We start from the raw sequence: 12137 nt of genomic DNA on the forward strand, positions 1-12137 counted from the left end.
GGGACACCCCGGGGGTGTTGTCCACGAAATTGGTGATCAGCCAGTTCAGGTTCTGTGCGGCCTGGCTCATCTGACTCAACTCAACGCTCCTGGTGATCGGGGCCGAACTCGCCGGAAGCCGGGTTGCCCTGCGCACCGTTGTGCCGGCCACCGCCGTTGCGGTTGCCTCCCCCGAAACCGTCGAAGCCCTGCGGCCCGCGGCTCTGCTGCTGCCCCTGCCCCTGCTGCCCCTGGCCCGGCTGCTGGCCCTGGGACTGCTCCACGCCCGCCTGGCGGCCCTGCTGGATGCCGCGCCGCAGGTTGGTGAGCCGGCCGCGCACCTCCTCGGGTGCCCGGGAGACCTGCGGACCGGTCAGCGGCGCCGCCTCGGCGGTGCCGGAGACCAGGTTGGCCTGCGGGGTCCGCCGGGGCAGACCCGACATGGTCAGACCGTCGGAGGAGGGCTCGCGCACCTGCTCCGCCCGGCGCCAGCGCTCGTCGTTCGCGGACGGGCGCCACGGCGCGTCGCCGAAGCCCGGGGCCCGCTGCTCCTGCTGCGGAGCCTGGGCCGGGCTGCCCTGCTGCTGCGGACGCGGGGCCGCCGGCTCGGTGAAGCCGGGGGCCGAGGTGCCGGGACGCCGCGGCTGGTACGGCCGGGAGTTCTCCTCCGGGGCACCGGGCTGCTGCTGCTGGGGCTGCGGAGCCTGCCGCGCCTCGGTCCTGGCCCGGCCGGGCAGCGGCTGGCCGCCCTGACCCGCCGGACCGGGGCCCTGCGGACGCTGGCCCTGCTGCGGAGCCTGCCGGGGCAGACCCGCCTGGCTGTCCTGCGGCCGGGCCCACTGCTGGGTGTCCTCCGCACCGGGGCCGGTCGGCAGCGCCATCGGCTGCTGCTGGGCCGGCTGGGGGAGGGGCTGCGGCTGCTGGTGCTGCGGTGCGTGCTGCTGCGGTGCCGGGGACGGCACGGTGGGCAGCACCGGCTCGACCAGCCCGAGACCCAGCGGGTCGCGCGGGTCGATCTCGCTGGCCTCGAACCGCGGCCGGGCGAACTGCACGGTGCTGTCCGGCACGGCCTGGTCCAGCGGAGCCGGTACCTGGGCCTGCCGCTGCGGGGCGGGCGCCTGCGGGCGGCCCTGGTCGAACGGGCGGCCCTCCTGCGGACGGCCTTCCTGCGGACGGCGGCGGGCGGGGTCGGGCTGACCGGCCCGGCCGTGCTGCGGGCGCTCGGGCCACGCCTCGGCGCCGTTCCCGGTCGGCTCGCCGGCCGGACGCGGACGCTGCTGCTGACCGGGGCCGGGACGGCCCTGGCCCTGGCCGAAGCCCTGCTCCTGCGGGGCCCGGCGCTGCTGCTGACCGGCACCGGGGCCGGCCGGGCCGCCCTGGACGCCGGGGGCGCCGGAGGCACCGGGGACGCGGCGCGGCGGCAGGCCGCCGCCGTCGGCCGGGTTCTCGCGCAGCGACTGACCGGCCTCGCGGCTGGGCAGTGCACCGGCGGGGGCGCCGAACGGGCCACCGGTGGGAGCACCGGGACCGCCCGGGCGACCGCCCTGGCCGAGCTGCGGACGGTTGCCGGGCGCGGTGGCCGGGCCGGCCTGGCCGAGCGCGGCCGCGCCGCGTCCCGCCAGCGCCTCGGCGACGTTCGGACGGCCCTGCTGACGGGGCGTCGGACCGACGCCGCGCTGCTGCTTGCCCTGGGCGGAGCCGGGACGGCCGGGGCCGCGCCGGTCGCCGGAGGTGGTGACGTCGAGCGGGAGCATGACCAGCGCGGTGGTGCCGCCGGAGTCGCTCGGGCGGAGCTGGATCCGGATGCCGTGTCGCAGGGACAGGCGGCCGACCACGAACAGGCCCATCCGGCGGGAGACCGAGACGTCCACCACGGGCGGGTTGGCCAGGCGCTCGTTGATGTCGGCCAGGTCGTCGGGGGAGAGGCCGATGCCGGTGTCGTGGATCTCGACCAGCACCCGGCCGTCCGGCAGCGCGTGGCCGGTGACCCGGACCCGGGTCTGCGGGCTGGAGAACGAGGTGGCGTTCTCCAGCAGCTCGGCGAGCAGGTGGACGAGGTCGTTGACGACGCGTCCGGCGACCTCGGCCGACGGGACCGAGGCGAGCTCGATCCGCTCGTACTGCTCCACCTCGGAGGCGGCGGCGCGGAGCACGTCGACCAGCGGCACGGGGCGGGTCCAGCGGCGGCCCGGGTCCTCGCCCGCGAGGACGAGGAGGTTTTCGCCGTTGCGGCGCATGCGGGTCGCGAGGTGGTCCAGCTTGAACAGGTTGGCCAGCTGGTCCGGGTCGGCCTCGCGGCTCTCCAGCTCGGAGATCAGCGACAGCTGACGCTGGATCAGGCCCTGGCTGCGGCGCGAGAGGTTGGTGAACATCGCGTTGATGTTGCCTCGGAGCAGTGCCTGCTCGGCGGCCAGCGAGACCGCCTGCTTGTGCACCATGTCGAAGGCGTGCGCCACGTGGCCGATCTCGTCCGCCGAGTCGACACCGACGGGTTCGACGGTGACGTCGACGTCGTGCGGGTCGCTCTCGGAGAGGGTCTTGACCAGCTCGGGCAGCCGCCGCTCGGCGACGTCCTCGGCCGCGACCTGGAGCCGGGTCAGCGAGCGCACCATGCCGCGGGCCACCAGGGCGGCGCCGGCGATGGCGACGATGAGCACCAGGGCGATCAGCGCACCGTTGACCAGGGCCTCGGTGTCGGCGTCCTCCTGGAGCGAGCCGGCCTTGCCGTCGAGCGCCTCCAGCAGCTTGGTCTCGCTCTTCTGCTGGGCGGAGATCTTCACGCTGGCCTGGTCGTACCAGAGCTTGTACGAGAGCGGGTCGGTCTGCTTGATGCCGTTCGCGCTCAGGACCTTCTTGGTGTAGCGGTCCGAGTCGGCGATCTGCTGGTTGCGGGCCATCCCGGCGTTGAGCGCCTGGGCCTCGCTGTCGCCGTAGATCGCGGTGAAGTTGGTGAGCGCGTTGCCCTCGGAGATCTGCAGCCGGATGCCGAAGGTCTCGTCGGAGGAGCTCAGGTCCGGGCCGCTCGGGTTGGCCAGTGCGGCGCTGATCAGCGCGCGCTGCATGGAGGTGTTCTCCTTGGCCAGCGAGAACTGCTGCAGCGCGCGGGTGATCTTGACCAGCTCGGTCGAGTTCGAGGCGATCGCGATGTCCTGCGTGATGGAGAGCAGGTTCTTGATGATCACGTCGTAGTTGGTGATCGTCGCCTGGATGTTCTTGGGGTCCGTGTAGGCGTTGCTACGGGCCTCCGAGAGCTGGTTCAGGTCACGGCGGACCTGGAGCAGCAGTGCCTTGCCACCGGCGAGGTCGAGCTCGTCGAAGTTGTCGGAGCTGGCCGCGAAGGCCTTGCTCAGCGCGTCCGAGTTCTTCCGGGCGGCGACGATGTCGTCGTCCTTGGCCTTCTCGGCACCGCCGCTGGTGAGCGGGCCCGCGCTGATGTCGCGCTCGGCCTGCAGGGCGCTCGCCAGGTCGGTGGCCTTCTTCGCCAGGTCGGCGAGGTTGGCCATCTGGGAGAGCTGCTTGGAGTTCTGCAGCGAGGACTCGACCCGGAGGCCCCCCAGGACCAGCGCGACCACCACGGGGAGCAGCAGCAGCGCGATCAGGCGGGTACGGATGCGCCAGTTGCGCATCGCGAACCGGCGCAGACCGGTGGCCCGGCGCCGGGTCAGCGTGTTGCGCAGCCTTGAGCGGCCGCGCTGGTCGGCCTGATCGCCGCCCTCCGCGCCGTCCTGCTGCTCGGGCTCGCCGCCGCCGACTATCTGCTCACCGGGGCCGGTGAGCGGCGCTGCCTGGTGGGGGCCTGCCACGGGCTCACGCGACTCCGGGTCTCCCGCGGCGCCGCTGCCCCTCTTGAAACGTCCCTGCACTGGCGTCGCAACCTCTGGACCGGGCGCCCCTCCCCGCTTGCGCGGATGGGGCGGTGTCGAGTTTTTCCGTCGCATTCCAGCACAGCGGGAGAAGTCCAACAAGGGGCGTTACCTGTCGGTGTCCTGGGCTACCCAGTGCGCGCACCGTCTCACTGACTGTGCGGCAACGGGCATGGAATACCACCCTTTTCGGACACTCGTCGGATACATGCCAAGTGGACCGTAGATCACCTGGAGTCGCAGACCTTCCTGAATGTCCGAGATATCGGAATTGTCGCACTGCGCGCTCTGCGCAAAATGCCCGGCATGACGGCATTGTCCATGAATTTGTGAGCAAAATCACAGCAGAATTTGTAGCCGTGATCACGGCGCCTATGGAATGAGTCCCCGGTGTTCGACTCCCGGAACGTCTACTCTTGAACGCTGTGCCAGGCGTCAGCCTGCCCGGAATCACCGTCGCCGACTCCTCCGAGCGGCCCCGAACTCAAGGTGTGACGCAATGTCCCAGCCCATGAGCAGCTCGACCGCGAACCCGCGCCGGACGTCGCTGGCCTCGATCGAGGAGTTCAGCCAGCTGCCCGGCGCGCAGGCCGCGCGACAGCCGCGGGAGTACGCCACCGAGCTGCCGGCGAACACCGCCAACCCGCGCCGCACCGTCCTGATGGTGGCCCCGGCCCCGCGCCTGCCGCAGGACTGACCCGGACTCAGCCGGAAGCATTCGCCCGAGGGGCGCCGACCCGCCGTCAGCGGGTCGGCACCCCTCTCGCGATAGCCTGGGGACCGTTCGAGCAGGGCCCGGTAAGGCCGGAGCCCGACAGACCGAGAGGCTCCCCACCGTGCGCATTGCCAGGTTCTCAGTCCGGGAAGGGAGCCCTGCCGCCGGCAGCGTCTCCTTCGGTGTGGTGGAGGGTGACCCCGCCCAGCCCGAGTCCCTGGTGGTGCACGGCCTGGCCGGCCACCCGATCGTGTCGATGCAGCTCAGCGGCGAGAGCTACCGGATGCAGGACATCCGGCTGCTGTCGCCGATCCTGCCGAACAAGGTGGTCGCGGTCGGCCGCAACTACGCGGCGCACGCCAAGGAGCTCGGCAACGAGGTCCCGGACGTCCCGCTGACCTTCTTCAAGCCCTCGACCGCCGTGATCGGCCCGACCGAGGCGATCGCGTACCCGCCGTTCTCCTCGGACGTCCAGCACGAGGCCGAACTCGCCGTGGTGATCGGCCGGATGGGCCGCGAGGTGCCGCTGGAGCGGGTCCCCGAGATCATCTTCGGCTACACCTGCGCGAACGACGTGACCGCCCGCGACGTCCAGCAGCGCGAGGGCCAGTGGGCCCGCGCCAAGGGCTTCGACACCTCCTGCCCGCTCGGTCCCTGGATCGAGACCGAGCTGGACCCGAGCGACCTGGCGATCACCTGCACCGTCAACGGTGAGCTCAAGCAGACCGGCCGGACCTCCCTGATGGTCCGTTCGATCGCCGAGCTGATCGTGCACATCTCGGAGGCCATGACCCTGCTGCCCGGTGACGTCATCCTCACCGGCACCCCGGCCGGGGTCGGCCCGCTCAACGTCGGCGACGAGGTCGCCGTCTCCATCGAAGGCATCGGCACTCTCGCCAATAAGGTGATCAAGCGTGGCTAACACTGAGCTGGACCCGACCGTCCGGGTCCGCTTCTGTCCCTCCCCGACCGGCAACCCGCACGTGGGCCTGGTCCGGACCGCCCTCTTCAACTGGGCCTTCGCCCGCCACCACGGCGGCAAGCTGGTGTTCCGGATCGAGGACACCGACGCGGCCCGGGACTCCGAGGACTCGTACCACCAGCTGCTGGGCGCGATGCGCTGGCTCGGCTTCGACTGGGACGAGGGCCCCGAGGTCGGCGGCCCGCACGCGCCGTACCGGCAGTCGGAGCGGATGGACATCTACGCGGACGTCGCCCGCAAGCTGCAGGAGGGCGGCCACGCCTACCACTGCTACTGCTCCACCGAGGAGCTGGACGCCCGCCGCGACGCCGCCCGCGCGGCCGGCAAGCCCTCCGGCTACGACGGCCACTGCCGCGAGCTGACCGACGGCCAGGTCGAGGCCTACCGCGAGGAGGGGCGGCAGCCGATCCTGCGGTTCAAGATGCCCGACTCGACCATCGTCTTCGACGACCTGGTCCGCGGGAAGCTCAGCTTCGAGCCGGAGAACGTGCCGGACTACGGCATCGTCCGGGCCAACGGCGCGCCGCTCTACACCCTGGTCAACCCGGTGGACGACGCCCTGATGGGTATCACCCACGTGCTCCGCGGCGAGGACCTGCTGTCCTCGACGCCCCGTCAGATCGCCCTCTACGCCGCCCTGGCCGAGATCGGCGTCGGCGACGGCTCCACCCCGCGCTTCGGCCACCTGCCGTACGTGATGGGCGAGGGCAACAAGAAGCTCTCCAAGCGCGACCCGCAGGCCAGCCTCAACCTCTACCGCGAGCGCGGCTTCCTGCCCGAGGGCCTGCTCAACTACCTGGCGCTGCTGGGCTGGTCGCTCTCCGAGGACCAGGACCGCTTCTCCATGGAGGAGTTCGTCGCGGCCTTCGACATCGCCAAGGTGAACGCCAACCCGGCCCGCTTCGACCTGAAGAAGTGCGAGTCGATCAACGGCGACCACCTGCGCCTGCTGGCGCCGGACGAGTTCGTCCGCCGCCTGGTGCCGTACCTGCAGGCCCCCGGCCTGCTGCCGGCCGAGCCGACCGCCGAGCAGCTCGCGCTGCTGGCCGCGGTGGCGCCGCTCACCCAGGAACGGATGGTCGTGCTCAGCGAGATCGTCAACATGGCGGGCTTCCTGTTCGTCGACCCGGCCGACTTCGCGGTCGACCCGGACGACGCCGCCAAGGTGCTCACCGTCGACGCCCGCCCGGTGCTGACCGCCAGCATCACGGCGCTGACCGAGCTGGCCGACTTCACCCCGGAGCCGATCCAGGCGGCCCTGCGCGAGGCCCTGGTGGACGGCCTGGGCATCAAGCCCAAGTTCGCCTTCACGCCGCTGCGGGTGGCCGTCACCGGCCGCCGGGTCTCCCCGCCGCTCTTCGAGTCGATGGAGCTGCTCGGCCGCGCCGAGACGCTGCGCCGGCTGACGGCGGCCCTGGAGCTCACTCCGGAGGCCTGATCCGGCCGCTCCGGGGGGCTGCGTTGACCAGCGACGCAGCCCTCCGGGGCACTGCCTGCGGTTATGGATTTTGGAGCGGGGCCGGGTGTCGGGTAATGTTCTTTCTGCGCCGCCCGGGAGGGACACGGCGAGGGACCAGAAACCTCGTCAGGGACAGACCGGCGGTCGCAACGCCGAGCAAGACCCCGTCAGGGGTTGAACTCTGGTGGGGTATGGTGTAATTGGCAGCACGAGTGATTCTGGTTCATTTAGTCTAGGTTCGAGTCCTGGTACCCCAGCGCAGTACATGTTTGACAAGCCCCCGTTGTGTAGCGGCCTAGCACGCTGCCCTCTCACGGCAGTAGCGCCGGTTCGAATCCGGTCGGGGGTACGCACCACCAGCAACAAGCCCCCGTTGTGTAGCGGCCTAGCACGCTGCCCTCTCACGGCAGTAGCGCCGGTTCGAATCCGGTCGGGGGTACCAGATCCTTTCCACTGTCACCTCCGGACGAGTTCGCAACCCCGGTCCTGACGAAGTATGGGATCACCAAGTTTGCCCCCGTTGTGTAGCGGCCTAGCACGCTGCCCTCTCACGGCAGTAGCGCCGGTTCGAATCCGGTCGGGGGTACCAGAGCAGAACGGCCGGTGGGCTTCGCAGCCCACTGGCCCGATGCTTTGTTGGGGTATGGTGTAATTGGCAGCACGAGTGATTCTGGTTCATTTAGTCTAGGTTCGAGTCCTGGTACCCCAGCCAGTAGTAAGCCCCGATGATTCGGGGCTTTTTTGTTTTCCCGGAACGGACCCGGAGTGGATCCGGACCGGAAAAAGGGGCCCGTACCGGAATTCCGGTACGGGCCCCTGGCGTGCCGGGTCAGCCGCGGCGCAGGGCCTCGGTGAGACGGTTGGCGGACTCGATGATGGCCTGGGCGTGCATGCGGCCGGGGTGGCGGGTCAGGCGCTCGATCGGGCCCGAGACCGAGACGGCGGCCACCACGCGGTTGGAGGGGCCGCGGACGGGCGCGGAGACGGACGCCACGCCCGGCTCGCGCTCGCCGATCGACTGGGCCCAGCCGCGCCGCCGTACGCCGCTCAGGGCGGTCGCGGTGAAGCGGGCGCCCTGGAGGCCGCGGTGGAGCCGCTCGGGCTCCTCCCAGGCCAGCAGGACCTGGGCGGCGGAGCCGGCCTTCATCGGCAGCGTGGAGCCGACCGGTACGGTGTCGCGCAGGCCGGAGAGCCGCTCGGCGGCGGCCACGCAGATCCGCATCTCGCCCTGCCGGCGGTAGAGCTGGGCGCTCTCGCCGGTGACGTCGCGCAGGTGCGTGAGCACCGGCCCGGCGGTGGCGAGGAGCCGGTCCTCGCCCGCGGCGGCGGAGAGCTCGGAGAGTCGGGGGCCGAGGATGAACCGGCCCTGCATGTCCCTGGTGACCAGGCGGTGGTGTTCGAGTGCGACGGCGAGTCGGTGGGCGGTGGGCCGCGCCAAGCCGGTGGCGGCGACCAGCCCCGCCAACGTGGCGGGGCCCGACTCCAGTGCGCTGAGCACCAGAGCGGCCTTGTCGAGAACGCCGACGCCGCTAGAGTTGTCCATGCCCTGATACTGCAGTCTCATTCCGCGAGACGCAAGTTCAATTCCCCGAGAAAAGCGCCACTCTTGGTGGAGCAGCCCGGGAGACACCCAGCCACGGACCATCATCCAACGTCCGCATGCTGGACACGATCCGGAGTGCAGGTCGTCCGGAACAGTGCCTCACCAGGCCTGCGGGACACACGACCTCGATCACACGAGAAGGCCGGCAGAGCGGCCGGCTGGAGGGAAAGCGATGGGACGGACACTCGCAGAGAAGGTCTGGGACGACCACGTCGTCCGGCGCGCCGAGGGCGAGCCCGACCTGCTCTACATCGACCTGCACCTGCTGCACGAGGTGACCAGCCCGCAGGCCTTCGACGGCCTCCGGCTGGCCGGCCGCAAGGTCCGCCGGACCGATCTGACGATCGCGACCGAGGACCACAACACCCCGACCCTGGACATCGACAAGCCGATCGCGGACCCGGTCTCCCGGGTCCAGCTGGAGACGCTGCGGGCCAACGCCGCCGAGTTCGGGGTCCGGATCCACTCGCTGGGCGACGTCGAGCAGGGCGTCGTGCACGTGGTCGGCCCGCAGCTCGGTCTGACCCAGCCCGGCACCACCGTGGTCTGCGGCGACTCGCACACCTCCACCCACGGCGCCTTCGGCGCGCTGGCGTTCGGCATCGGCACCAGCCAGGTCGAGCACGTGCTGGCCACCCAGACGCTGCCGCTGGCCCCGTTCAAGACCATGGCGATCACGGTCGAGGGCGAGCTGCCCGACGGCGTCACCGCCAAGGACCTGATCCTGGCGATCATCACCCGGATCGGCACCGGCGGCGGCCAGGGCTACGTCCTGGAGTACCGCGGTTCGGCGATCCGGGGCCTCTCGATGGAGGCCCGGATGACGATCTGCAACATGTCGATCGAGGCGGGCGCCCGGGCCGGCATGATCGCCCCGGACCGGACCACCTTCGACTACCTGGAGGGGCGTCCGCACGCCCCCAAGGGCGCCGACTGGGACGCCGCGGTGGAGTACTGGTCCACCCTGGCCACCGACGAGGACGCGGTCTTCGACGCCGAGGTGTTCATCGACGCCACCGAGCTGACCCCGTTCGTCACCTGGGGCACCAACCCGGGCCAGGGCGCCCCGCTGGGCGCCAACGTGCCGGACCCGGCCTCGTTCGAGGACCCCTCGGAGCGGGTCGCGGCCGAGAACGCGCTCAAGTACATGGGCCTGGAGGCCGGTACGCCGCTGCGCGAGGTCAAGGTCGACGCGGTCTTCGTCGGCTCCTGCACCAACGGCCGGATCGAGGACCTGCGGGCCGCCGCGGCCATCGTCGAGGGCCGCACCATCGCCGAGGGTGTCCGGATGCTGGTCGTCCCCGGCTCCGTCCGGGTCGCGCTGCAGGCGATCGAGGAGGGCCTGGACAAGGTCTTCACCGCCGCCGGCGCCGAATGGCGGCACGCGGGCTGCTCGATGTGCCTGGGCATGAACCCGGACCAGCTGGCCCCGGGCGAGCGCTGCGCCTCGACCTCCAACCGCAACTTCGAGGGACGCCAGGGCAAGGGCGGCCGCACCCACCTGGTGTCCCCTCAGGTCGCCGCCGCCACCGCCCTGCTGGGCCGGCTGGCCGCGCCCGCCGATCTGTCGTCCGACGTCGCTGTGGAGGTCTGAGCAGCCATGGAGAAGTTCACCACGCACACCGGCCGGGGCGTTCCGCTGCGCCGCAGCAATGTCGACACCGACCAGATCATCCCGGCGCACTGGCTGAAGAAGGTCACCCGGACCGGATTCGAGGACGGGCTGTTCGAGGCCTGGCGCAAGGATTCCGAGTTCATCCTCAACCAGCCCGAGCGGGAGGGTGCCTCGGTTCTGGTGGCCGGCCCCGACTTCGGTACCGGATCCTCCCGCGAACATGCGGTCTGGGCCCTGCAGAACTACGGTTTCCAGGCCGTGATCTCCTCGCGTTTCGCCGACATCTTCCGCGGCAACTCGCTGAAGAACGGTCTGCTCACCGTGCTGCTGCCGCAGGAGACGGTGGATCAGCTCTGGGCCCTGACCGAGGCCGAGCCGACCGCCGAGATCACCGTCGACCTGGAGGCCAGGGAGGTCCGGGCCGAGGGGATCACCGCCGCCTTCGAGTTGGACGACAACGTCCGCTGGCGCCTGCTCAACGGTCTGGACGACATCAGCATCACGCTCCAGAACGAGGGTGACATCGCCGAGTTCGAGGCCACCCGACCGAGCTTCAAGCCGCGTACGCTGCCGGTGCTCTGAGCCTTCGATTCCTGACGGTCCGCCGGATGGCCCACCTCTTCCGAGGGGTGGGCCATCGGTCTGTTCCGGGCCCGAGTTGAGCTCCGGATAAACCCCCGGGCAGCGCAACTCCGTACAGATGGCACAATCGTTGCATGCACCGGCACCATGAACCTCCGTACGGGGACGGCGAACCAGCCTCCTCGGAGGGGATGGACGACCCGGAAGTCACGGCGCTCTTCGCGCTGGTGGCCGAGCGGTTGAAGCAGGCTCATGCCCGCGTTCATGCGCTGAACGTGTCAACCGAGGCAAAGACCGCTCTCACCCGGCAACTGTTGATCGTCACCGAGACCGCCAAGCGCGATCTTCCGGAGGCGGCAAGGCGGTTGGCGCGCTTTGTGCAAGACCTCGACGAGGGGCGCCCGCCACTCGGATGAGGTCCCGGACGCGCAAATCCATTGCGACACTAGGGTGATTCGCGCGTTTGGTAATTGAAACTCCGCAGATACATACCTAACGTGCGAATTGAACGGATGGAATCATCCGGCGCCCGTTTCCGAAGGGGAAGACGTGAACAAGGCTCAGCTTGTCGAAGCGGTGGCCGAGCAGCTGGGCGGTCGCAAGGCTGCCGCAGAGGCCGTCGACGCAGTGCTCGACACCATGGTGCGTGCCGTTGTGGCCGGTGACCGGGTGTCGGTCACCGGCTTCGGCACCTTCGAGAAGGTCGACCGCTCCGCGCGGTTCGCCCGCAACCCGCAGACCGGCGAGAAGGTCAAGGTCAAGAAGACCGCCGTGCCGCGCTTCCGTCCCGGCCAGGGCTTCAAGGACCTGGTCAGCGGCAGCAAGAAGCTGCCGAAGGACGGTCCGTCGGTGAAGAAGGCCCCCAAGGGCTCCCTCACCCCGGGCAAGAGCGGCACCACTGCCGCCGTCAAGCGCGCTGCCACCAAGCGCGCCGCCACGGCCGCCGCCGCTGCTCCGGCGAAGCGCACCGCGGCCAAGAAGGCCACCACTGCGGCCAAGACCACGGCGGCGAAGACCACCGCGGCGAAGACCACGGCGGCGAAGAAGGCCACGGCCACCACCCCCGCCAAGAAGGCGACGGCGGTCAAGAAGGCGGCAGTGGCCACCAAGACCGCGGCCGCGAAGAAGGCCACCCCGGTCAAGAAGACCACCGCGGCCAAGACCACCGCGGCGGCCAAGAAGGCCGCTCCCGCCAAGAAGGCGGCGGCCACGGCCAAGAAGACCGCCCCGGCGAAGAAGACCGCCACGCGCAAGACCACCGCGCGCCGGTCCACCGCCAAGTAGTTCTGGCGATCGGTCGAACGACGGCGGGTCGAACCGCCGTGAGCCGTGGCGGCTC

Annotated in this window: 9 protein-coding genes, 5 tRNA genes and 1 pseudogene; 12 read left to right on the forward strand and 3 right to left on the reverse strand. The window is 70.8% G+C overall.

The genetic code is table 11. The annotated features are described in order from the left end of the window. Both ABT118_RS31855 and ABT118_RS31860 read right to left on the reverse strand, forming a co-directional pair. A pseudogene (locus tag ABT118_RS31855) lies at positions 1-70 on the reverse strand (roadblock/LC7 domain-containing protein); the annotation flags it as partial. A gap of 10 nt (positions 71-80) precedes the next feature. Beyond that, entirely contained in the window at positions 81-3782 is a 3702-nt protein-coding gene (locus ABT118_RS31860; protein ID WP_350677778.1) for a sensor histidine kinase, read from the reverse strand. A gap of 559 nt (positions 3783-4341) precedes the next feature. Between ABT118_RS31860 and ABT118_RS31865 the strand changes: the two genes are divergently transcribed. The 8 genes from ABT118_RS31865 to ABT118_RS31900 all read left to right on the forward strand — a co-directional run bounded on the left by ABT118_RS31865 (position 4342) and on the right by ABT118_RS31900 (position 7710). After that, positions 4342-4539 (forward strand): hypothetical protein, encoded by a 198-nt coding sequence (locus tag ABT118_RS31865; RefSeq protein WP_350677782.1) that lies wholly within the window; start codon positions 4342-4344, stop codon positions 4537-4539. A gap of 139 nt (positions 4540-4678) precedes the next feature. Then, on the forward strand, positions 4679-5479 hold the full coding sequence (locus ABT118_RS31870; protein ID WP_350677788.1) for a fumarylacetoacetate hydrolase family protein: 801 nt from the start codon (positions 4679-4681) through the stop codon (positions 5477-5479). Beyond that, complete coding sequence (gene gltX, locus ABT118_RS31875) at positions 5472-6977, forward strand: glutamate--tRNA ligase (protein WP_350677791.1); 1506 nt, start codon at positions 5472-5474, stop codon at positions 6975-6977. Before ABT118_RS31870 ends, gltX begins: the two co-directional genes overlap by 8 nt. A 206-nt stretch (positions 6978-7183) precedes the next feature. Further along, positions 7184-7255 (forward strand) — tRNA-Gln (locus ABT118_RS31880). Positions 7256-7274: 19 nt separating this feature from the next. Then, a tRNA-Glu gene (locus ABT118_RS31885) sits at positions 7275-7347 on the forward strand. Between the two features lie 17 nt (positions 7348-7364). Further along, positions 7365-7440 (forward strand) — tRNA-Glu (locus ABT118_RS31890). Between the two features lie 71 nt (positions 7441-7511). Further along, positions 7512-7587, forward strand: a tRNA-Glu gene (locus tag ABT118_RS31895). Positions 7588-7635: 48 nt separating this feature from the next. Next, a tRNA-Gln gene (locus ABT118_RS31900) sits at positions 7636-7710 on the forward strand. A 117-nt stretch (positions 7711-7827) separates the two neighbouring features. On the opposite strand, the gene ndgR is transcribed toward ABT118_RS31900, so the two are convergent. Further along, positions 7828-8541, reverse strand: a complete 714-nt coding sequence (gene ndgR, locus ABT118_RS31905; protein WP_057232382.1) for an IclR family transcriptional regulator NdgR — start codon at positions 8539-8541, stop codon at positions 7828-7830. A 232-nt stretch (positions 8542-8773) separates the two neighbouring features. Here ndgR and leuC point away from each other — a divergent pair, with 232 nt between their 5' ends. The 4 genes from leuC to ABT118_RS31925 all read left to right on the forward strand — a co-directional run bounded on the left by leuC (position 8774) and on the right by ABT118_RS31925 (position 12082). Beyond that, entirely contained in the window at positions 8774-10195 is a 1422-nt protein-coding gene (leuC, locus tag ABT118_RS31910) for a 3-isopropylmalate dehydratase large subunit (protein WP_350677799.1), read from the forward strand. 6 nt (positions 10196-10201) lie between these two features. Beyond that, the gene (gene leuD, locus ABT118_RS31915) at positions 10202-10798 is read left to right on the forward strand and encodes a 3-isopropylmalate dehydratase small subunit (RefSeq protein WP_350677803.1); all 597 of its coding nucleotides are present in this window, start codon (positions 10202-10204) and stop codon (positions 10796-10798) included. Between the two features lie 134 nt (positions 10799-10932). Continuing rightward, the gene (locus ABT118_RS31920) at positions 10933-11214 is read left to right on the forward strand and encodes an SCO5555 family protein (protein WP_502884753.1); all 282 of its coding nucleotides are present in this window, start codon (positions 10933-10935) and stop codon (positions 11212-11214) included. A gap of 133 nt (positions 11215-11347) precedes the next feature. Continuing rightward, positions 11348-12082: an HU family DNA-binding protein gene (locus ABT118_RS31925; RefSeq protein ID WP_350677812.1), complete on the forward strand. Its 735-nt coding sequence runs from the start codon at positions 11348-11350 to the stop codon at positions 12080-12082. Positions 12083-12137: the final 55 nt, after the last annotated feature.

It is taken from the genome of Kitasatospora sp. NPDC002040 (assembly GCF_040296785.1).
GTDB lineage: Bacteria > Actinomycetota > Actinomycetes > Streptomycetales > Streptomycetaceae > Kitasatospora.